Origin of the sequence: Paenibacillus sp. FSL H7-0918, assembly GCF_038007025.1 — a bacterium.
In the GTDB taxonomy this organism is placed as follows: Bacteria; Bacillota; Bacilli; order Paenibacillales; family Paenibacillaceae; genus Paenibacillus_AQ; species Paenibacillus_AQ odorifer.
Genome location: NZ_JBBOWJ010000006.1, coordinates 95,885 through 116,352, shown reverse-complemented (window position 1 = coordinate 116,352; position 20,468 = coordinate 95,885). Strand labels below are relative to the sequence as shown.

At 47.8% G+C, this 20,468-nt stretch carries 21 protein-coding genes; 5 read left to right on the top strand and 16 right to left on the bottom strand.

The genetic code is table 11. The features are described 5' to 3' along the window. Positions 1-164: 164 nt before the first annotated feature. The 4 genes from MHI15_RS29295 to MHI15_RS29280 all read right to left on the bottom strand — a co-directional run bounded on the left by MHI15_RS29295 (position 165) and on the right by MHI15_RS29280 (position 6,614). A complete protein-coding gene (locus MHI15_RS29295) occupies positions 165-3,392 on the bottom strand; it encodes a cellobiose phosphorylase (RefSeq protein WP_076124547.1) in 3,228 nt (1,075 codons plus the stop codon). A 28-nt stretch (positions 3,393-3,420) separates the two neighbouring features. Next, positions 3,421-4,758: a glycoside hydrolase family 30 protein gene (locus tag MHI15_RS29290; protein ID WP_076142079.1), complete on the bottom strand. Its 1,338-nt coding sequence runs from the start codon at positions 4,756-4,758 to the stop codon at positions 3,421-3,423. A 394-nt stretch (positions 4,759-5,152) separates the two neighbouring features. Then, entirely contained in the window at positions 5,153-6,172 is a 1,020-nt protein-coding gene (locus tag MHI15_RS29285) for a LacI family DNA-binding transcriptional regulator (RefSeq protein ID WP_076142078.1), read from the bottom strand. Positions 6,173-6,224: 52 nt separating this feature from the next. After that, a complete protein-coding gene (locus tag MHI15_RS29280) occupies positions 6,225-6,614 on the bottom strand; it encodes a hypothetical protein (RefSeq protein ID WP_341165200.1) in 390 nt (129 codons plus the stop codon). A 366-nt stretch (positions 6,615-6,980) separates the two neighbouring features. Here MHI15_RS29280 and MHI15_RS29275 point away from each other — a divergent pair, with 366 nt between their 5' ends. Continuing rightward, positions 6,981-7,703: an HNH endonuclease gene (locus MHI15_RS29275; protein WP_076142077.1), complete on the top strand. Its 723-nt coding sequence runs from the start codon at positions 6,981-6,983 to the stop codon at positions 7,701-7,703. A gap of 73 nt (positions 7,704-7,776) precedes the next feature. Here MHI15_RS29275 and MHI15_RS29270 read toward each other — a convergent pair whose 3' ends face one another. Next, positions 7,777-7,974: a YwbE family protein gene (locus MHI15_RS29270; RefSeq protein ID WP_036682616.1), complete on the bottom strand. Its 198-nt coding sequence runs from the start codon at positions 7,972-7,974 to the stop codon at positions 7,777-7,779. A gap of 62 nt (positions 7,975-8,036) precedes the next feature. Here MHI15_RS29270 and MHI15_RS29265 point away from each other — a divergent pair, with 62 nt between their 5' ends. Continuing rightward, positions 8,037-8,339, top strand: a complete 303-nt coding sequence (locus MHI15_RS29265) for a hypothetical protein (RefSeq protein WP_076124555.1) — start codon at positions 8,037-8,039, stop codon at positions 8,337-8,339. 2 nt (positions 8,340-8,341) lie between these two features. Here MHI15_RS29265 and sdaAA read toward each other — a convergent pair whose 3' ends face one another. The 4 genes from sdaAA to MHI15_RS29245 form a co-directional block, all read right to left on the bottom strand. Further along, the gene (gene sdaAA / locus MHI15_RS29260) at positions 8,342-9,220 is read right to left on the bottom strand and encodes an L-serine ammonia-lyase, iron-sulfur-dependent, subunit alpha (protein ID WP_076124557.1); all 879 of its coding nucleotides are present in this window, start codon (positions 9,218-9,220) and stop codon (positions 8,342-8,344) included. Continuing rightward, the gene (gene sdaAB / locus MHI15_RS29255; protein WP_076124558.1) at positions 9,217-9,927 is read right to left on the bottom strand and encodes an L-serine ammonia-lyase, iron-sulfur-dependent subunit beta; all 711 of its coding nucleotides are present in this window, start codon (positions 9,925-9,927) and stop codon (positions 9,217-9,219) included. Before sdaAB ends, sdaAA begins: the two co-directional genes overlap by 4 nt. 155 nt (positions 9,928-10,082) lie before the next feature. Then, positions 10,083-10,502, bottom strand: coding sequence for a GNAT family N-acetyltransferase (locus MHI15_RS29250; protein ID WP_076124560.1), 420 nt, complete (start codon positions 10,500-10,502; stop codon positions 10,083-10,085). A gap of 2 nt (positions 10,503-10,504) precedes the next feature. Beyond that, a complete protein-coding gene (locus MHI15_RS29245) occupies positions 10,505-11,080 on the bottom strand; it encodes a DUF4269 domain-containing protein (protein ID WP_076124562.1) in 576 nt (191 codons plus the stop codon). Between the two features lie 125 nt (positions 11,081-11,205). Here MHI15_RS29245 and MHI15_RS29240 point away from each other — a divergent pair, with 125 nt between their 5' ends. Together MHI15_RS29240 and MHI15_RS29235 are read left to right on the top strand one after the other, a co-directional pair. Continuing rightward, positions 11,206-12,105 (top strand): SDR family oxidoreductase, encoded by a 900-nt coding sequence (locus MHI15_RS29240; RefSeq protein WP_340011846.1) that lies wholly within the window; start codon positions 11,206-11,208, stop codon positions 12,103-12,105. Positions 12,106-12,136: 31 nt separating this feature from the next. After that, positions 12,137-12,592 carry a hypothetical protein gene (locus MHI15_RS29235; protein WP_076142073.1) on the top strand — a complete coding sequence of 152 codons (456 nt, stop codon included), beginning with the start codon at positions 12,137-12,139 and terminating at the stop codon, positions 12,590-12,592. 16 nt (positions 12,593-12,608) lie between these two features. Here MHI15_RS29235 and MHI15_RS29230 read toward each other — a convergent pair whose 3' ends face one another. From MHI15_RS29230 to MHI15_RS29220, 3 genes are all read right to left on the bottom strand, one after another. Beyond that, positions 12,609-14,258 (bottom strand): NAD(P)H-hydrate dehydratase, encoded by a 1,650-nt coding sequence (locus MHI15_RS29230; protein WP_341165199.1) that lies wholly within the window; start codon positions 14,256-14,258, stop codon positions 12,609-12,611. Between the two features lie 90 nt (positions 14,259-14,348). Then, positions 14,349-14,981, bottom strand: coding sequence for an NAD(P)-dependent oxidoreductase (locus MHI15_RS29225; RefSeq protein WP_076124570.1), 633 nt, complete (start codon positions 14,979-14,981; stop codon positions 14,349-14,351). A 230-nt stretch (positions 14,982-15,211) separates the two neighbouring features. Beyond that, positions 15,212-15,625, bottom strand: coding sequence for a GNAT family N-acetyltransferase (locus MHI15_RS29220; protein WP_081393525.1), 414 nt, complete (start codon positions 15,623-15,625; stop codon positions 15,212-15,214). A 179-nt stretch (positions 15,626-15,804) separates the two neighbouring features. Here MHI15_RS29220 and MHI15_RS29215 point away from each other — a divergent pair, with 179 nt between their 5' ends. Continuing rightward, positions 15,805-16,113 carry a hypothetical protein gene (locus MHI15_RS29215; RefSeq protein ID WP_036682636.1) on the top strand — a complete coding sequence of 103 codons (309 nt, stop codon included), beginning with the start codon at positions 15,805-15,807 and terminating at the stop codon, positions 16,111-16,113. A 728-nt stretch (positions 16,114-16,841) separates the two neighbouring features. On the opposite strand, the gene MHI15_RS29210 is transcribed toward MHI15_RS29215, so the two are convergent. The 4 genes from MHI15_RS29210 to MHI15_RS29195 form a co-directional block, all read right to left on the bottom strand. Then, complete coding sequence (locus tag MHI15_RS29210) at positions 16,842-17,066, bottom strand: YezD family protein (protein ID WP_076101319.1); 225 nt, start codon at positions 17,064-17,066, stop codon at positions 16,842-16,844. 117 nt (positions 17,067-17,183) lie between these two features. Beyond that, positions 17,184-18,047, bottom strand: a complete 864-nt coding sequence (gene cysW / locus MHI15_RS29205; protein ID WP_076101318.1) for a sulfate ABC transporter permease subunit CysW — start codon at positions 18,045-18,047, stop codon at positions 17,184-17,186. Positions 18,048-18,175: 128 nt separating this feature from the next. After that, on the bottom strand, positions 18,176-19,024 hold the full coding sequence (gene cysT / locus MHI15_RS29200) for a sulfate ABC transporter permease subunit CysT (RefSeq protein WP_341165198.1): 849 nt from the start codon (positions 19,022-19,024) through the stop codon (positions 18,176-18,178). 93 nt (positions 19,025-19,117) lie between these two features. Then, positions 19,118-20,245 (bottom strand): sulfate ABC transporter substrate-binding protein, encoded by a 1,128-nt coding sequence (locus MHI15_RS29195; protein WP_036682645.1) that lies wholly within the window; start codon positions 20,243-20,245, stop codon positions 19,118-19,120. Between the last annotated feature and the right edge of the window lie 223 nt (positions 20,246-20,468).

Here is a 20,468-nt window from a genome sequence, read left to right as displayed (position 1 = left end):
CTCCAGGCTCTATATCTGTATTTAATCTAAAGCGCTTACAATGTTTATGTATCCATTGTATTTGCTTTTGCCTGTCTCCGTAAGGCTTTGAATTTCGGATTATAGGTACCATTTTTCGGATTGAGTGAAAATTTAAGGGCGAGCCGCAGCTCGCCCCTCTATTTTTATGCTAATACTGCTTGAATTTGCACGATTTCTCCACGCCGCAGAGCCTCTGCCTCTGCACCGCGCACGAACGCTCCAGATATTTTAGTCACAGTTCCATTGCGGTATACAAGCATCAAAGATTGAATGCTAACCTTCTTCTCGCCAAAGGTATTTTCACGTTTTGGGTTAGAATAGATTACCTCCGTATTCCCTAGGAAAGTGAAAGACAGTTTGCCCTCTTCATCAAACAGCCATCCTGGCAATACCGGATCGAGAGACAGCGTAAGCGCTCCATCCTCCATTCTGAAAACATGGCTTCCAGCCATCATTGTTCTCCACATGCTTAAGAATTCCGCGGTCGATCCACTAAGTCTCGCTACGAACCCTCTACCATGGTTATTTGGATCAGGATTGCCTCCAGTTGCGATAAATGATGAATTCTCCAGTGTACTGCGTCCATAAACAGCAGGATCAAGGAATGGCACCAGCGACGTCTTCAGCTCGCCGTAGAATTCCTCATACAGCCCGCCCTTCAGCAGCTCAAGCAAATACTTATAGGACATGTGCAGGAAGTTAGACTCCCGTTCTAGCCAGCCTGGTGTGAAGGCTCTCATCCGTCCGATTTCATGCGATTCACCTTCTAGACTAACAGAGGTCTGATACATAGATGTTGCCTGATCATACAGCTCTGTTTGCTTAATCAGATTATAGATTTTTTTTGCCTGCACCGGGTTCTTCATCGTCTTCAACCAGCGGGTAGGTCCTTCAAGGAAATAAGGCAAGGCATAAGCCTTAAACTCCTCTACCACAGCCTTTGGCAATCCGTATCCGCTAATGACTGGCTGACCCTCAGCATCTGTTACCTGATGGAATTTCTCCGCTTCAAAACGGAAATAGGTTGGGGTAAGTCCATTGCCCATTTCTACCGCCTTGTTGATCCCCTCATCAATTTTAACCAGGAACTTGGAAAGGGCTTCGCGGATGTGTTCCAAGGTTACTTCAGTTTCAGCACCAGTAATTCCAAACCGGATACTTGCTCTATAAGCTTCACGGGCTGAAGCTACTGTATCCCAATAGTTAAATTGTTCCACTTCTCCTGCTAGGACAGCAGTTACCGCGTGATATACCGCTTCAAGCAGCTCCGCGATTTCTTCTGGCAGCTTTACAGCTCCCTGTACATTCTCAGCACCGTTCAGCACATCTAGCAAAAAGACTACAGTACGCTTCAGCTCAAAAGTCTCACTCATTCCGGAGCCAAACAATCCCGGCAGACCGTTCATAGCATCGTTCCAGCCCGGTTTGTTGCCTTCCATCTCCACACCCATGCCGTAAGGGTCAAGCGTAGCAAATTTATTCAAAGCAAGAGACAACATCTTCACGAACAGATTGGTGTGGTAAATAGCACCTTGCCCACCTTTGGTACGCAGCCAATGGGTATCTCCAGCTTTCCATTTCAGCTTATGCAGCTTCTCCTCATCCTCAAGGAGGGCGCCATATTGCCGGGCTTTTCCGTCACTAATTACATACTTCTCACTACGGGGCAGCACATATGCTGGGCTGTCATAGAACGCATAAGTACTATCCCCAAATAAAAGCTCCTGCTTCTTGTCAGGGAAAATGTCCAAATAACCTACTACGAGATCCAAATTATATGTCCAGTGATCAGACCAGAAGCCTTCGCCAAAAGCAGCCTCAATGTTTTGCTGTGAAAGAGCCAGCAGACCCGACAGAAACTCCTGCTCACTAACCTTCAGCGTAACGTTTTGATCCGCAATGTAATTGATCAGGCTGCCTGGGGTGAACCGGCTGTTGCATAGCTTAACAAGCTCAGCTTGATGATCCGCAGCCGCTTCTCCGATCCATTCCGCAGCCTTCGCTTTGCTGTCTGGCTTCACTTCAAAGGTTGTTCCTTGAACACTTAGTGGATTGTAGCCATCTGCTTGAATCAAGCTATAGAACATTTTGATGTTGAAGCTGCCCACCTTCGGATTAAAAAACACATCATTCCGGCGGTTCTGATTCATGTCGCGGAAGTTACCGTTCCCCTGTGAATAGTATTCTGGGGCAAGTGAGAAGAAGTTATAGTCGCGCTCCAAATCGCCATGCTTGCGGGAATATAAATGAACTACAAAGCCATCTCCGCCATTGTCAAAAATAAAAGGATAGCCTCCGCGCAGGAAGTTATCGAGATAGGACTGACGGCAATAAGCATCAAATACAGCCGATGAAGTGTGCGTGGCAATGTCTTCTGTTAATTCCTCTGTCAGACCTGCGGCTTCCTTGGATTTGGACAGGATATATTCATCCCGGCATAACTGCTCCGCCTTTTTATTGATTTTGTCGATGTCATTTACATGCCCAACCAAAGTATTCAGGGTCAAGCTGCTGCCGGGTGCCAAACGTCTAGCCACACCACTGAAGCCGCAAGGAACCTTATTGACTGGATATTGTGGAAGCTCACTCAGCTCCGAAAGCGTTAATCCCGCAAAGCGGTCTGGGTAAGTAAGAGAGGTATTGCCGCCGAAAATAAGTTCGAAATCAACGATTGGCGCGACTTTTTCTCCATCTCCAGTAAACGACAGATAGAAATGTCCATTTGTGATTTCGCTAACCTGTGCACTATCATTGGTGCTGGAACGCAGCTTATAGAACGGAATACCGTTCTCCAGATTGTATACGTCCATCCAGCTGCGCAGCAGGTTACCAATCTCCTTGTAGCCGCTGTTTTCTACTCCGTAAGGCAAAATCTCAGGCAGACCATCCATCAGCTCCAGCTCAATCTCTTTGCCACCGATATTCTCAATCTCCACCCGACGTACCAACGCGGCATAATCATCATTAGGCAGATTGAAATAGTGTACAGTCGTCTTCAGCCCATGCCCGGCATGGCTTTCTTCAAGGGTCAGTCCGTTAGGCAAAATGGTCATGATCCGCTTGGCGGCAGAATCTGGACGTGCCGATTGAAATGGCTCATAAATCTCTTGCTCGCCTTTTATTTTAATAAAGGTTCGGAATCCGGTGGTTCCTACGTCTTTATAAGAGATATTTGCTGGAGAGAATTCCATGATTGGCGAGTTCTTGTCGCGTACCCCAAAGCTGCAAATCGCTTGCCCCCGGTTTACATAAAAAGTCCACATTGGAATTCCCTTAAGACCTGCAAGACCTGGCAGGAAACTAGAGAAAGGCTTTCCTGTATCAAACTGCTCCATTACAAAGTTACCTGATTGGAAATAATAATTACTCACGTTAATGTCCTCCTAAACTGTTACTTATTTATGAAATCAGATGCGTTACGATAGAATGAGGGGATAGCTCGCAGTTGGCAATCTCATCGCCAAGCCCCAGGGTTACTGTGCGAACTTCTTCGCTCTCATTCATCAATATGACAGCAATGCTGCCGTCCGGATTACGGAATGCTGTGGATAGGATTCCTTCCGCTTCAGAAGTAAAGCCAATCCGTACCGCACCTGGCGCGATAAATTTACTGAAATGCCCGATATAATAATAAGAGCTGTTATAGTGCAATTCGTCTGTTGTTGTATCTGCAATAATTGGGGCATCACAGAGATTCCCTACATGATTGGGCCCGCCGGTCTCATCCAGTACCAGGTTCCAGTCCAGGTACCCTTCTGTCCATGCATTGAGATCCCCAATCATATTTCTGCCGTAACGTTCACCTGTAAACCATTCGCCAAGCTTGACGCCGCCCTCTTGACAGCCCTCAGTGAACAATAGATGTTTGTCAGGAAATAGATCATGTACCTTCTCTACCTTGTCGAACTCCTCACCACCATACCAGTGGATGCCTGTACCCCACACATATTGTGCAGCTTCAGGATCAGACAACACGACCGAAGCACGTTCGACCATAATATCGCGGTTATGATCCCAGATGACAATGTTCACATCGGAATGGCCTGCCTGCTGCATCACTGGACCGAGATGATTTTTAACAAAATCGCGTTCCTCTTCCGCACTATAAATACAAGAATCCCAGACTTGAACAGCAGCCGGCTCATTTTGCACAGAAACCGCCCAAATAGGTACGCCTTCCTTCCCATAAGCTTCGATAAATTTGGTATAATAGCGTGCCCAAACTTCAGCGTATTCTGGCTTGAGTGATCCTCCATTATTCATTTCACCATTTGTTTTCATCCATGCCGGAGGGCTCCAAGGAGACGCCAACATCGTGAACGGCCCGCCTTTTACCTGCATTGCATCCTTAATCAGCGGAAGCACCCACTTATGATCATGAGAGATATCAAAGGTAGCCAGCTCCGTATCATGATCAGCGACATAAGTATAATTTCCAAGAGCAAAGTCACAGCTATGGATATGAACACGACCCATGTTATAGCCTAATCCCTCTACCGGATGAAAATAGCGGTGAATAACCTCTGCCCGTTTCTCAGGACTGAGCCGTGACAACGTATAGGCCGCAGCTTCTGTGAAAGCGCCGCCAAATCCGATCATCTTTTGGAACTCCTGCTCTGGCCTAAGCTCTACATCGGCAGATCCAGAATCTACTCTTGTGCTAAAAACAATTGCCTCTTTCGGAGTTAAGCGTTCCCCTGTATCTTTTGCAGTTACTACAGTTTGAACTTTTGCCATTTCATCCATCTCCTCTAATTGTTTTGTTACTAACAACAAGCACTGCCTTTACTGGATCACCATCCGATGTTAGGGTTCGGAGCGATGGGCCACTGAAACGTTTGAGAAAATTCAAGGAAGCCCTCGGTAAATTTTGATTTCATCTCAATTCGAAACCTATAATCGAAACCGGTTTCGATTATAGCGAAAAAAAATGATTTAACGAGAGCAGGTAAAAAGCGGCATAACAATATGCCCATTATAGCCCTATTCCTCTGAATACGCTGTAGCAAATACCGCATAGAAAAAATTCAAGCTATGATGTCCTCTACTTTATCAGGACTCTTTTCTCTACGTCAAGATTTATCCTGTGGATAGCAGCCCGCTCTCTGTAGTTATGGAATTTGATACAGCCCTAATCCCCGCTAGCCGGAGGTGCACAGGATTCCCGTTCGATCACTTCTACCGGAACTAAAACCGCTTCCTTATCCAACTGTTTCCCTTCAATCGATGCTAAAAGAATGTCCGCTGCCCGGCTTCCTAAAAGTGCCGTATCCTGACGAATGGTTGTCAATGCAGGTGTAACATACTCAGCTAGATCAATATCATCGTATCCCACAACTGAAAGGTCCAGCGGGACGGAAAGTCCACTATCTTTTGCTGCCATAATAGCCCCTAAAGCTAACATGTCACCCGAAGCAAAAACAGCGGTTGGCCGATCAGGCAGCTTAAGAAGCTCCAGCATCGCGTTATAACCACTTTCACGAGAATAAAAAGCTCCATTCACAACATAGGACTCCGGCACTTCAAGCCCCTGCTGCTTCATAGCGTTCTTATACCCTAACTCCCGAGTTTTACCGGGAAAAGTGTTCATCCCCCCGGAAATATGAGCAATCTTGCGATGACCCAAAGAAACTAAATACTCTATCGCAAGCTGAGCTCCAGCCGTATTATCCGAACATACCGTATGCGACTGCGTAGTCTCAAAATCCAGAATCACAGTAGGAATATCACTCTCTAGCAGCTCACGGAAATAGGGGTCCTCGTAATCAGACAAGAAAACGACAACACCATCTACACCACGGATTCGGCAATTCTCCAAATACCCACTTTGTTTACCCCCAACATCCTTGGAAATAAACATGAGGGCATACCCCTTATCCACAGCAACCTTCTTAAAACTCTCGATCACAGCGCTAAAAAAGGGATGGCGAATACCAAATCCCGTATTCTCTACAAATAATACACCGATGGTCCATGATTTCTTAGTAGTCAGTGTACGGGCATGGGAATTCGGCAAATATCCCATTTCTTGGGCAACCCGGAAAATTTCCTGGCGAGTCTTCTCCCGTACATCGGAATAATTATTAAACGCCTTGGATACCGTTGTAGGAGAGTAACCGGTTCTTTTGGCAATATCGTATATAGTTGTCAATCCGGTTCACTCCTTGCCCAGACTAATGAAATACCTTCTGTTCACTGCAATTTTAACGTCTTTCGGTACCGCCGTCCAGCAAAAAGTAACTTTGTACGGAAGGAAGCAGCGTAACAGCTTGGATCAAAAGCCCTAGACTCATATAGACCAGATGTATGATTACCACACTGTCGAGCATATACGTCTGTACCATAATCCAAATAATTAGACCAAAGCCCATATATAGGGACAATGCCCAGAAGCTATATAATTTCTTAAAGGGATTCAAAGTATTCACCCAATGCCATTCTGGTCTCTTGATCAACCCATATAACACGAGCATGGGCAGGATACCAAATACGATGAATAGCAAAATACCCGGAATTAAAAAATCTGAAAATGGCGATCTTTCCAGCATAGATGTGGGTATGTGTATCAGATCACCACTAGGATCTATGACCATTGACCCGCCTCCTGCTAACGCTCCAACCCCCAAAAATATATGAAAAATATAAAGCAATGTTACCGTAAACGGCCTTCTTTTGGTTGGCTTCATTTCAGTACCCCTTCCCATGTTTAAAAAGTAGAGCATTCCTTACAGCTCTTTTCGATTTTACATGTTTTTCCTGAATGTCACCAAGACAGATATCACACAAAAAGCCGTATTTAAGCTTTTTTTGAGTGCGATGTGAACGATTGTATTTTACGCTATACTAAGATTAGAACGAAATGTTAACCCTGCCGACTGAATCTAATAAATAAAATACATTGGATCCTAAAAAACAAGGAGACAGGACGGGCGCTAAGTTGCGCTGAACCTAACATATCTATGAACGATACCCATCTTTTATCCACCAAACAATGTACCTATTGCCAGCAACAGAAGCCGCTCTCTGAATTTCGTAAACGTACCGGCAAACGTTCCAAAGGTCAGTCTCGCCGTGGCGCTTGTCGGGAGTGCCGCAATCAACGACAAAACATAGATCTCACTCTTGCAGCAGGTCCCATTCCAGTACAACCTGATACCATTCAATCCCCTTCTTTGGCTGTCAAGGAACGCTCCAAACAAGGAAAGCCTTCTTCCACGGTTGCTTCTTCACCGCAATCCAACCCAAATCAGCGCATACGGGGCTTGGAACAACGAAGGAAACATTCTCATTCTCAAGGCGCGAAACTGAGTCCCGAAGATCCAACGCAATTGATTCCCTCTGCCAAAGGGAAAATTCTAATGCGTGGCCACAGTGATAAAGGACGGCGCTGGCATCAGGAAATTGACTACGAGCTTGCAGTTACTCTAGTCAGAGAACATGCCGCTATCGTAGTGAATCGTCGAACCATCCGCCGGATTTACAGCAATAAGGATTTCCGTGCTTATATATTGACCAGAGACAACTATACTTGCTACTTCTGTGGCTCCTATGGAGACACTATAGATCACTTGCTCCCCCGTGCTAAAGGTGGCCATACTACTCCGGATAATTGCGTTTGCGCTTGTACGTTATGTAATCAGACCAAAGCCGATCAGTCCGTTGAGGATTTTATGAGCAGATAAAAAAGAAAAGCGCCCCAATCTCTGTTGATTAGGGGCGCTTTTTTATAAAAATCAAAGGTAAAGTTTATTGTTGTTAGTTAGCAACAATATTCTTAACTCGTCCTACCTGTCCACTGGTTAAACGCACCTTGATGCCATGCGGATGTCGAGGTGAGTTCGTGAGAATATCCTTTACCGTTCCATGTGTTAGCTTACCCGTCGGCTGATCCTGCTTAAGCACGATATCCACTTCAAGCCCAGGACGAATATCGGCTCTTACCTGTCCGTTCATGATGTAATCCCCTTTCAATGGGTTATAATGTTGTCAACTATACTACATAAGGAGGAGACGTAATGGCCTTCGGCATCAACAGAGAAGAATTAACCCGCTGGAAAAAGGCTGTCTCCGCAGGAGAGATCGCTTTCTTAACCCATTACTGGCTAGACCCGCGTTTTCCCGGCATGACTACTGTCACCAAGGTCGGCTGTAGTGACCTAACCAGACTAACATATTGGTGTGAGGAAAATGGACTGCCGGCTAAATATATTCATAATCGTTCGCCATTCCCCCACTTTGACCTTTTGGGACCCAAACAAGCAGAAATCCTTCGGAAGGAAGGATTATGGGAACAGTTGGAACGTTTCAAAATGCTCTAAAATCACTTCTTTTTACGTAAATCCTGCATGATCTTGCGGCCGGTAGGTGTCTGTGCTAATCCGCCACCTGCGGTCTCGCGGTGTTTTTCTGGCATAGCTGAGCCTACCTCAAGCATGACCTTGATTACTTCATCTGAAGGAATCACGCTACGTACGCCAGCCAGTGCCATATCGGCGGCGGCGAGCGCGGTCACTGCACCGAATCCGTTTCTAACGATACAAGGAATCTCTACAAGTCCTCCCACCGGATCACAAATCAGTCCTAAGGTGTTCTTAAGCGCCAGTCCAACAGCATGCACTGCTTGTGCAGGCGTTCCTCCACGCAGTTCGGTTAAAGCTCCTGCCGCCATCCCGATGGCCGACCCGACCTCCGCCTGACAGCCACCCTCTGCACCAGATACAAACGAATTGTTGGCAATGACATAACCGATCGCTCCTGCAGCGAACAAACCGGTAACCATATAGTCATCATCCCAGCCAAACCGTTCCTGGCAGCTGAGAAATACACCCGGAATAATTCCGCATGAACCTGCGGTAGGTGTAGCAATTATGCGGCCCATTGAGGCATTAACCTCGGACACAGCCAAGGCATAGGCCATTGCTTGACCAGCGGGTCCACCTAGGCATGGTTCATCTGCTGCGTTATAGGCTCCTACACGCTGGGCATCCATTCCCGTAAGACCGCTGCGCGAAGTGGTATCTTCATGCATCCCACGATGAACAGCCTCTTTCATCACCCCATAATATTCACGCATAGTGGCAAATTCCTGTTCACTGGAACGTCCCGATTCCGCGCTTTGCTCTTCAAGCATAAGGGCTCCAATGGTGAGGCCACGTTCCTCACATAATACAGCCAGTTGGCTAAGTGTTTGAAAATTCATGTTAAGCTTTCCTTCCCCTTCTCATCTTGCTTACCCTCGTTTAAATTAACCAATTTCACCGATTTCACCGCAGTGAGCGCTTTAAGCGCTTCAATAAGCTCTGGAGTAGCAGCTTCATCCAGCTCCAGCACCGTTAAGGCTGCACCGCTGCGATTCTTCCGATCCAGAGACATATGCCCTATATTAAATTGTCCGTTACGCATCACTTCTGTAACACTCGCCAAAACACCTAAATAATCCATATGATGAATCAATACCGTCGGATACATTCCCGTAAGCTTTACTCCAAAACCATCCACATCGACGATCTCAATGTTTCCACCACCGATGGATGTCCCCGTTAAAGTCAGCTCACTTCCTGTCTCTTGTCCGATAAGATGCAGTTTAACTGTGTTAGGATGAGGAAACAATCCCGTTCCTTGCTCAAAAGATACGTCCATCCCAGCTTCAGCCGCTAACTCCAGAGAGTCGGGTAACCGATGATCATCGGTAGCGTAATCCAAAAGTCCTCCGACAATAGCCCTGTCTGTGCCATGGCCCTGATAAGTAGCTGCAAAAGAACCAAAAAACGTCACTTCTGCCACACGCGGAACTTCACCCAGCACCTGCCTTGCAGCCCTTCCGATCCGTGCCGCACCGGCTGTATGCGAGCTTGAAGGCCCGACCATGGCCGGACCAATAATTGAAAACACATCTTTAAAACGCATAAAAGACCTCCTGCCTGCAAAATAGGCAATTATCAAACTCATATATAGTATACTGCACTGGCAGTCGGAGTTCACCGTTACATTTGCTGTGATATATCCACTTCTAATCTAATGATATTTTACTTAGATAGTATTTTCATTTCGCATCTTATGTATCACAAGATATCCTGGGAGTATAACATAATTCCACCTCTATACTGCCAGCCTATCCCTTCCCAGAATCCTCTTCCTTGTTCATTGGTTCCAATCACCATCAGATGACATTTTGCGATACCAGCTGTATGTAAATTACCGAGGCAACGCTTTACAAGCTCACGCCCGATGCCCATGCCTCGGCAGTCATTACTAACTGCAACATGATACATATAACCTCTTCGCCCATCATGTCCACACAATGCAGTTCCTACAATCCGGCCGTCTTCATTCTCGCAGATCTGGCTGAAGCCAGCATTACGCTCCAGATAACGCGTAATCTCCAGTCTCGAATCCGCTTCACTAAGTCCCATTCCCTCTGTATTTTCCCATAGCTGGTGGGCAGCTTCATAATCATCCGCAATCATCTCTCGATAATTCATGTCTATCCCCTCGCTTGTATAGAATGACAAAAAGCATAAAGAGCACTCCGCGGAAGCTTTTCCAGCATCAGCAGCGCTTCATAAGGGTCGCCTTCCAAGCCCAGCACTTGCGCGAAGGCAGGTTCGGTCTTCCACCCGTTTGTTTTCATTGTAATGATCTGCTGGCGAAAATCATTATCCAGCTGAGCTAGAATTTCCGCTTCAATGATCATATGTAAGTAACCATTCTGCAGAGCTGTGGGTCGCGGCTGCCCAAACAGTTCTATAGGCCAGCCACCGGCCATAAAGTTAATTTTCGTTCGTGGGACCCCATCAACCACACGCGATACACTAGTAAACTCATCCATGGTTCCGAAATATCGACTAACAATGTCCGTAAACTTTACGGAATCATGCACCTCACAAATAATATCCAGATCGCTGCCCTTCACCTGAATACCAAGCGGCACTGTGCCAACCAGCACCGGGTTATAGTCGGCCAGCAAACTCATAATATTTAATTTTCTTAACAGGGTATAGACCTCTTTTTGCACTGGAGTTCCACGATTCAGATACTCTATGTTTCGCCAATCATTCATCTCTGACAAACGCTCCCTCGAACTAGGTTATAAACACAGGCAGGACCGGATAATAGCGCACGCTTTTCTAGGCGCATGCATAGAAATATACGGAAGATAGAAGGCAAGGAGGAGTGTATGTAAAAATGAACCCCACCTACCCCTATTATGGGGAACAAACGATATGTATGGAACAGCCTATTGCGTTTCCCCCACAGCACCAAGACCGTCAGCCTGGTCTGGAGAGTCTAATGAATCCTCGCCCCATCAGTGAAAATCCGGAGATCACCGGCAGCGGAAAGCTAAAAGGAAAAATTGCGCTCATCACCGGAGGCGACAGCGGAATTGGTAAAGCGGCGGCCATTGCTTTTGCAAAGGAAGGCGCAGATGTCGCTATAGCTTATTTATACGAAGCTTCAGATGCAGAGGTCACTCAGCGGCGAATTGAAGAATTAGGGCAACGTTGTTTGCGGATCGAAGTTGATTTACGCCATAAGGAAAACTGCTTCAAGGCTGTGGAGCATACCCTTCGCACTTTTGGCAAGCTGGACATCCTCGTCAACAATCATGGCGTCCAGTACCCGCAAAAAAGTATTCTGGATATCACGGAAGCACAGCTCTACCAAACGTTTCAGACGAATATATTTCCATTCTTTTACCTGACACAAGCCGCACTTCCACATCTAAAAAAAGGCGCAGCCATCATCAACACTGCTTCCATTACTGCCTATCAAGGAAATAAAGAGCTTATAGATTATTCCTCAACTAAAGGCGCGATCGTCTCCTTTACCCGCTCTTTAGCCTTATCACTCGTAGACTCTGGCATTCGTGTCAATAGCGTAGCTCCCGGACCCGTATGGACACCACTAATTCCCTCCAGCTACTCTGCAGATGAGGTTAGTGTATTTGGGACGGATACACCCTTTAAACGTGCCGCACAGCCATATGAGTTAGCAGGAGCCTATCTTTATTTAGCGGGACCGGATTCTTCGTATGTTACCGGGACATGTATTCATGTCAATGGTGGAGACATGGTCACCAGCTGATGCATTACACCACGAGAGGAATGTATATCAAATGAATAAGATAAATGATTATGATATCTCTTCTGTCCGCCTAAGCAGTGGCATGTACGCATTAACCAAATTAGCCTGCGCAGGGCTAACTTACGTCCTTATTACCTTACTTATGCTTGGATTTCCACAATCCGATGGAATTCCTGAAGGCTGGCCACTATCGATTCCTTATGCCATTTATGCTTATGGATTGCCTGCGGCGTTAGTAGCAGATGTACTGCTGCGTATTCTGCGCTCCAAATCCCCTATCCTGCCCCTTGCTGTATATGTCGTCACGGGTTTTGGTGCAGGTCTATGGCTGGCAGCGGAACAAGGTGCAGAGTATCTGCTATGGGGTCTGGGTGGAGTCCTGGGACTACTCCTTCTCAGAGTGACCCAGCTTGGTGTAGAAAGGTTTCCTCTGTTGCTGCCAGTATTCGCCCTATTTCTGCCACTGCTCTGCTTACTGCTGTCATAAGCTTTATTAGGGATACTCAAAGCGCTTCAATGATATCTCCGGCAATAATAGCCGCCGGATTATTCCGCTGACGGGCTGCTTCCTCTCCTGCTAATCCGTGCAGGTATACCCCAAAAGCTGCTGCCTGCGTAGCATGAAGTCCCTGAGCCAGCAGGCTGGAAATCATGCCCGTTAGCACATCACCAGCTCCACCAGTGCCCATGCCGGGATGGCCTGTGGTATTTACATAAGCTTGCCCTTCAGGAGTTGCTATCACGGTATGTGCTCCTTTTAACACAAGCGTAACCCCATGCTCCTTGGCATAGTCCATAGCCAGACCGATTCGGTCACGTTGGACCTCAGCCGTAGTTAGGTTAGCCAGGCGAGCCATTTCGCCTGGGTGAGGTGTCAGAATTACAGAATGACGGCGCCGCGCCCAACTCTTATAATCGGAGTCAGCCAGAATATTTAAAGCATCCGCATCGATAACCAGCGGGCAATCACTGCCTTCCCAAAGACTGCGAAGCCAATCTGTATCACCCGGGAACCGTCCAAGACCTGGTCCCACAGCGATTACATCTCGCTCTTCGCTTAACTTCAGTAGCTCGGGCGCGGTCTCAGCCTCCCAGTTTCCCTCTTCACTGCCACCTACATCAGCCAGCATGAGTTCAGGAACAACACCGATGACGGAAGGTAACAGCTTCTTAGGAAGCGCCCACGTCACCAGTCCGCAGCCCGTGCGCAGCGCAGCACGGGCTGCCAGTAGTCCGGCGCCGCTCATCCGTAAGGTGCCGGCAGTAAGGAGTACATGCCCATAAGTTCCCTTATGGCCTTCTGGCGACCGCCGCCGGGCCAGATCGACCCCCAGATGGGCATGCAGCACTTCCGGTGTCAGCAGGTGAACCTGCACACCGCTGTTAAGAGCCAGAGCAGTCGGAATGCCGATGGCCCGTACCTTGACATGCCCCGCTGCGCCTGCACCGGGGTATTGCAGGAGGCCTCGCTTGAGAAACGCGAGGCATACCGTCACTGACGCATGAATGCAAGGCTCATGCGTCTCTCCTGTGTCCGCGTTCAGACCACTGGGGATGTCCGCGGACACAATGACCTTGCCGCTGCTGTTCGCTGCGGCAATCAGCTCCGCATAGGCGCCGCGCGGGGCTCCCGCGCCGCCGGTGCCGAGCAGCGCATCCAGGATGCCGCTGCACTCGGCAAGGTCCAGCCGATCCCTGCCGTATACTACGGCAGGCAGGCCCATGGCTGCAGCCGCATCGCGCTGCAGGGCGGCCTCGCCGGAGAGCGACTCCGGCGGCACCGCATAGACGAGCGTGACGGCGATGCCGGTCTCGCGAAGGTACCGTGCGGCGGCGAGGCCATCGCCGCCGTTGTTGCCTTTGCCGACGAGGATGAACCATCGCTCGGCGGCGGCAGAGGCAAGCGTCAGCGCATGATCTGCGCTGACCTTAAATGCCTTGCCTAGGTCACCCAGCGCGGCCTGCTTTAGCCCGGCATCGTTCCCTTTGGCTGCATTCCTGCAGCCTGCCCCGCCTCTCTCCCGGCAAAGCGCGATGATCTCCTCTGCGATAACTCTTCCCGCATTCTCCATCAGCGCAATCGCTGGAATCCCCAGCTGCTGGATCGTTTCGCTGTCCAGCTGCCTCATTTGCTCAGCAGTTACCAGATACATGATTTAGCCCCTTTCCGCTATCTACCGTTCCAAAGCTTCACAGGCAATTCCAAATACAAGTCCGAGCGCAAGTCCGGCGCAAGTCTGATATCAGTAAGCGACAGTAAATCGGGCCCGACTAAAATTCCCTTCCTCCAGCTCGTCCACCATAGCTACAGCGAAATCCTCCACACTAATCTTGCTTTCACCATTCTCATCTAGAATAAGACGGTCCAATCCGATGCGGAAATTTCCTGTACGACGACCTGGATGAACTACCGCAGCAGGACTGAGATACGTATAATCCAATTCTGTATTTTTGTAAATCTCATAAGCCTGTGCATGCGCCTCTGCAACTGGTTTAAACTCTTCCGGAAAATCCGGTGTATTCATCAGCAGCTCTCCAGTTTCAGTCTTTAAGCTACCTGCACCTCCAACAACCAACAGCCGATTTAACCCTGCCGTCTGCATACCCTCCACCAACGCTTTTGCCGCCGTAATCAGATCCAGCTCGTGGCCCGCTCCTGGTCCATAAGCACTGATTACCTCTTCATGGCCACGGACCGCAGCCGCTACTGAAGCCGGATCAAGAATATCCACCGTTGTGACATGTAAACGCTCGTGTTCGAGAGTTACTGACTCTGGATTCCGTACCGCAGCTGTTACTTCGTGTTTTCTTTTTAATGCCTCCTGTACAATTGCCTTTCCAATCGTTCCTGAAGCGCCCAATATTACAACATCCATCTTGTTGTTCCTCACATTCTACGAGCAAGACCATTATCGTGCAGCCTTCTGCTCAATTATTTTTTTGATGCTCATCTGAATAGCTTTCCCTTACAGCCTTTAAACATTATTTATCCGCTCAAATCCGATCGAAACCAGATGGCGCCTACTACTCCACTTCCAGACCAAAAACCCCTTAACCAATACAAGGGGCACTCTCTACTAAAAAAGCAGCATGAATTTGCCTTAGCTTAGCGACGCAAAAACATTCCCTGAGAACGTGGCATAACCGATTCAAAACCATATTGTGCATAGAGCTTTGAGGCTTCTCCATCTGCAATCAGACTTACATAAGCCTTGTCCGGTACAGTATTAAGGAACTCCCTGATTTCCTGCATGATCAACTTTCCTAAACCTTGTCCTTGATGTGAAGGCTTGACCGCGATATCCGTGACCTGAAAAAAGCATCCCCCATCGCCAATCACCCGTCCCATCCCGATTAAGTTATTCTCCTCATACAAAGTTACCGCAAAAATAGAACGAGGCAAACCGATCGCTGCACCTTCCACACTCATTTCACTCAGCCCAGCTTCTTTTCTCAGCGCCAAATACTGTTCCACTGAAGGCTGTTCATGGCGTATATCAAGCTTACTTGTTGTTTCCATCCGCACTCCTCCGTTCAGCATTGCTGTTCCCACTATATACGACTGCATGGTTCACAGGCAAGGCTCACTGCTAGGGATGTTTTTGAAACTGAGGGATAAGCATTATATTCTTGAATTCCTTTACTGACTGTGTGGAATAGTATCTGTAACAATATTTTTAAAAGGGTGGGTGAAGCATTATGTCTCCTGTAGCCAAGCTGTTTAAATGGGGAACATGCCTTTATGAAGCTTTTCTGGCTCTGCCGTTGATTGGCGGACTCTTTATCATTGCTAATGGTTGGGTCCCTTTGGCCATTGCCTTTTTGCTTCATGCTGTAGCCGTTGTTGTGCTGCAAAGAGAACATAAACCATTCATGGGGAACGTTCTGGGCATTATCACCTCGATTTTAGCTTTTATTCCGATCGTTGGTTGGATTATGCACGCCATTACTGCGTTCATCCTGTTGATGGAGGGCGTATCCGCCTCACGCCAAGCCCCTCGTTATTAACAAACGTACTGCGTCATCAAAATATGTAGCTATCCCACGGGCCGAATCATTTGTAAAAGTCGTAAAAAGACAGATCATCCTCTGCGACCTACCTACGGACCTGGGTGACATATTGCTATGTTTTTACTCATGAGCGGCCTGCTTCAACAATCATCATTCCCTGCGACTTACGGACCCAGATGACATATTGCTGTGTTTTTACTCATGAGCGGTCTGCTTCAACAATCATCATCATTCCCGGCGACCTGCGGACCCAGATGACATATTGCTGTGTTCTTACTCATGAGCGGTCTGCTTCAACAATCATCATTCCCTGCGACCTGCGGACCCAGATGACATATTGCTGTGTTTTTACTCGGGGCGGTCTGCTTCATCACTCATCATTCCTGCGACCTACGGACCCAGATGACGTTATTTGCGCCTTTTCAGCTTTTGGAGCGTGGTTTCGGACTCCAGGGACGTTATTGCTTAGAATCAGGTCCATATGTGGTGTTTTTTATGCCAATAGCGGCTATGCGGTCCGTTAGCGGGGCAAATGTGGCATAATACTGCGTTTAGTGTCAACTGAGTCCGATGGGGTGCGTCATATGGTGCGTCATACGTGCCAAATATCAAGCATACGAAGAAAAAGGAGTTGCCCCAGCAGCCATTTTGTGGCTTATGTGACAACTCCATAATCTTTTATCCAAAAAGATGATATATACCTTTATAATTGCCCAGAGATTGAATCAACGTCCCGCCGATTGAGAATCGGCCCGCCGGCTGCCGCTTTCACCAATATAACGTCCATTTGCGTTGCCACTGCTATTCTCAAACCGTTTGCGTTCCGTACGCTCCATCTGAACAATCTGACCTTCATGAACCACAATATGCAATGAGCCAAATTCCATATCATCCAGAAGTCCTGCAATCCGCGTAAGCCATAAATCGTCCACTTTCAGCGGTTTAGCCATTCTCTAGCCTCCCTTTCTCACCAAAGGATTATATCCGCCTAAATTCCTTTTTTCCTCAATTCCGTTATTACCAACCAGTATACTATGAATTAACTTAGCATGGAACTAAAAGTCATGTCAATGGGCATTTTTTCGCGACAACCAGCTTTTAATAATCATCGTTACCAAAGCCAATAACAGGAGCAAAGAAGCTACTGCAAAAGATGCTGAAAATTGATATTCGTTGTACAAAATCTCAACATGCAGCGGCAGCGTATTCGTCTCCCCACGGATATGCCCGGACACCACAGAAACCGCACCAAACTCACCCATGGCCCGCGCATTACACAAAATAATGCCGTATAGTAACCCCCATTTAATATTAGGCAGCGTGACTCTGAAAAAGATTTGCCACCCATGTGCGCCGAGTGTAATTGCCGCTTCTTCCTCCTGTGTACCCTGATCCTCCATCAGCGGGATTAACTCACGCGCTACAAAAGGAAACGTCACAAACAACGTGGCTAGCACGATACCCGGAAGCGCAAATACGATCTTAATATCATGGGCGCTCAGCCAAGGGCCAAACCATCCGTTTGCTCCGAAGACGAGTACAAAGATTAGGCCGCCGATGACTGGCGAGACTGCAAAAGGGAGATCAATCAAGGTGATCAGAAACCCTTTGCCGCGGAAACGGAACTTGGTTACAGCCCACGCCGCTGTTACACCAAAAAAGGTATTCAGAGGCACAGTTATCGCCGCAACAAGCAGCGTCAATCGCAGCGCTGAGCGGGCATCCGGATCAGTCAGGGCAGCAATATATACGTCCCAGCCCTTCTTAAGTGCCTCGGTTAACACAACAACTAATGGCAGAGCAATCAGCCAAAAAAGGACTAGCCCAGCCGCTCCGATCAACACCCATTTTACAATTGGGGTTTCCGTTGTCGCGGACGAGGACGCATTCTTTTGTAGCCGGGGGGTATGGAGAGGGACGGTACCGGCCAAAATTATTCCTCCTTTAAAGGGTTTTACGAAGACAAGATAGCTTGGAATATTCAATATCAACGGCAGATATCGAGTGTCTCCGAGTAAGTTTGAACATGTTCGGACGTCTGCTGTCACGGCGATTACCCTCAACGAGAAGTCTTACGAACCAAGCGCTGAAGTGTATTAATAACAAGTAACATTAAGAAAGAGATGAGGAGCAATAGCAGGGCAACGGCGGTAGCTCCGGCATAATCATATTGCTCCAGTTTAGACATAATAAGCAGCGGAGCAATCTCCGTCCTCATCGGCATGTTACCGGAGATGAACACGACGGAGCCGAATTCACCGATGCCCCGAGCAAAAGCTAGAGCAAAACCTGTTAGCAGTGGCGGAAACAGCTCAGGCAGAACTACTGAGCGAAAGGTTCTCCAGCGGCCTGCGCCAAGGGTTGCCGAAGCCTCCTCCATATCTCTGTCCAAATCCTCCAGCACCGGCTGCACCGTCCGGACAACGAACGGTATGCCGATGAACATCAAAGCCAAGGTAATCCCGAGCGGAGTGAATGCCACCTTTAATCCCAGCGGCTCAAGCCAAGACCCAATCCAGCCATTGCCTGCATAGAGCGCCGTCAAGGAGACACCAGCTACAGCTGTCGGCAAGGCAAACGGGAGATCGATCAGCGCATCAAATATTCTTTTGCCCGGAAATTCATAACGTACCAGTACCCACGCCAGCAAAAGACCTAGAATTGCATCTACAAAAGCAGCCGCAGCAGCTGTCGACAGGCTCACACGATACGAAGCTAATACCCGCGGGTCCGTAGCTACATCCCAGAATTTCGCCCAGCTCAGACCTGTAGAATTGAACAGTAGCGCCGAAAGTGGCAGTAGAACCACTAGACTCAGGTATAAAACACTGTAGCCCATCGTCAGCCCGAAGCCGGGCAGTATTTTGCGCCGCGTTGCTGCTGGTGCAGCCGTAGTGGTGACATTCATCCCCTATTCATCCTTTCTCGCCTTCGGCCTTTTAGCCGATCAGCCCCTACCGGGACAAATCTCAATGATCATATTCTGCATTTCATTCATCTGTTATTTGGCACCTGGCACATAAATCTTGTCAAAGATCCCGCCATCATTAAAATGTTTCTCTTGCGTTTCTTTCCAGGTTCCGAATTTGTCAGCCAATGTAAACAGCTTGATTTCCGGGAACTTATCTTTGTATTCTTCTTTCACGCTATCTAATGTAGGACGGTAGTAATTCTCAGCCGCGATTTTTTGTCCCTCTTCACTATAGAGATACTTCAGGTACGCCTCGGATACCTCACGCGTGTCTCTTTTGTCCACAACCTTATCTACTATAGCTACTGGCGGTTCAGCCAGAATACTCTCCGAAGGATTCACGATATCAAATTTGTCCGGTCCCAGCTCTTCCACAGATAAATAGGCTTCATTCTCCCATGCGATCAGCACATCACCAATTCCACGCTCCACAAACGTTGTCGTAGATCCACGCGCACCGGTATCCAGCACTGGCACATGCTTGAACAGTTCTTTTACAAATTCCTCAGCCTTAGCCTCATCGTTATTGTTCTGGTCTAGTGCATAACCCCAAGCCGCCAAGTAGTTCCAGCGTGCTCCACCTGATGTTTTCGGGTTTGGTGTAATAACCTCTACGCCCTCTTTGAGCAGATCTGGCCAATCCTTGATTCCTTTCGGATTCCCTTTGCGTACAAGGAACACGATAGTCGAGGTGTAAGGTGAGCTGTTATGATCGAATTTACTTTGCCAGCCCTCGTTGATTAGTCCCTTTTCCTGCAAGGCATCAATATCATAACCAAGTGCTAATGTCACAACATCCGCTTCCAGGCCATCAAGCACAGCACGGCTTTGTTTCCCCGATCCACCGTGGGATTGTTTAATGGTGACCTTCTGTCCTGTTTCTTTCTCCCAATAGGCAGCAAAAGCTTTATTATAATTCTCGTACAATTCGCGAGTAGGGTCATAAGATACGTTCAGTAGTTCTACTGGATCTTTAGATGGAGTTTTGGTGGCTTCAGCCGCATTTGTGGCCTCCGCTGAATTGGTTGTTGCTGGTGCGTCTGTTGCCGGACTAGCACTATTGCCGTTATTGTTATTGCTGCCGCAAGCAGCAGTAAGCCCTGCCGTCAGCAACAAGCTAAACCCTACAAGAAGCCCTTTATTCATCTTTTTCTTCATCTTTTCCACTCCCCCATGTTTTTTCGTACCAGACAAACCCTTGGGTAACACAAAAAGAACGGAGGAAAGCCTACGTATGGCAGGTCAAACCGGTCCTAAGACCGTGTCTGCGAGCCTAATGCAGGCGTTCCTCCGTTCGTACGGTAAGAACCTTCTTCAATTATTCCTATCTACTTAGTTGGTTTATATGGATATAATACTGAAACCCTTTAACTGTGTCAAA

What these genes read in the sequence shown, in the direction of transcription:
- MHI15_RS29290 (WP_076142079.1), bottom strand. Translation starts at nt 4,758, where the DNA reads ATGGCAAAAGTTCAAACTGTAGTAACTGCAAAAGATACAGGGGAACGC.
- MHI15_RS29280 (WP_341165200.1), bottom strand. Translation starts at nt 6,614, where the DNA reads ATGGTCATAGATCCTAGTGGTGATCTGATACACATACCCACATCTATG.
- MHI15_RS29275 (WP_076142077.1), top strand. Translation starts at nt 6,981, where the DNA reads ATGAACGATACCCATCTTTTATCCACCAAACAATGTACCTATTGCCAG.
- MHI15_RS29270 (WP_036682616.1), bottom strand. Translation starts at nt 7,974, where the DNA reads ATGAACGGACAGGTAAGAGCCGATATTCGTCCTGGGCTTGAAGTGGAT.
- MHI15_RS29265 (WP_076124555.1), top strand. Translation starts at nt 8,037, where the DNA reads ATGGCCTTCGGCATCAACAGAGAAGAATTAACCCGCTGGAAAAAGGCT.
- sdaAA (WP_076124557.1), bottom strand. Translation starts at nt 9,220, where the DNA reads ATGAATTTTCAAACACTTAGCCAACTGGCTGTATTATGTGAGGAACGT.
- sdaAB (WP_076124558.1), bottom strand. Translation starts at nt 9,927, where the DNA reads ATGCGTTTTAAAGATGTGTTTTCAATTATTGGTCCGGCCATGGTCGGG.
- MHI15_RS29250 (WP_076124560.1), bottom strand. Translation starts at nt 10,502, where the DNA reads ATGAATTATCGAGAGATGATTGCGGATGATTATGAAGCTGCCCACCAG.
- MHI15_RS29245 (WP_076124562.1), bottom strand. Translation starts at nt 11,080, where the DNA reads ATGAATGATTGGCGAAACATAGAGTATCTGAATCGTGGAACTCCAGTG.
- MHI15_RS29240 (WP_340011846.1), top strand. Translation starts at nt 11,206, where the DNA reads ATGAACCCCACCTACCCCTATTATGGGGAACAAACGATATGTATGGAA.
- MHI15_RS29235 (WP_076142073.1), top strand. Translation starts at nt 12,137, where the DNA reads ATGAATAAGATAAATGATTATGATATCTCTTCTGTCCGCCTAAGCAGT.
- MHI15_RS29230 (WP_341165199.1), bottom strand. Translation starts at nt 14,258, where the DNA reads ATGTATCTGGTAACTGCTGAGCAAATGAGGCAGCTGGACAGCGAAACG.
- MHI15_RS29225 (WP_076124570.1), bottom strand. Translation starts at nt 14,981, where the DNA reads ATGGATGTTGTAATATTGGGCGCTTCAGGAACGATTGGAAAGGCAATT.
- MHI15_RS29220 (WP_081393525.1), bottom strand. Translation starts at nt 15,625, where the DNA reads ATGGAAACAACAAGTAAGCTTGATATACGCCATGAACAGCCTTCAGTG.
- MHI15_RS29215 (WP_036682636.1), top strand. Translation starts at nt 15,805, where the DNA reads ATGTCTCCTGTAGCCAAGCTGTTTAAATGGGGAACATGCCTTTATGAA.
- MHI15_RS29210 (WP_076101319.1), bottom strand. Translation starts at nt 17,066, where the DNA reads ATGGCTAAACCGCTGAAAGTGGACGATTTATGGCTTACGCGGATTGCA.
- cysT (WP_341165198.1), bottom strand. Translation starts at nt 19,024, where the DNA reads ATGAATGTCACCACTACGGCTGCACCAGCAGCAACGCGGCGCAAAATA.
- MHI15_RS29195 (WP_036682645.1), bottom strand. Translation starts at nt 20,245, where the DNA reads ATGAAGAAAAAGATGAATAAAGGGCTTCTTGTAGGGTTTAGCTTGTTG.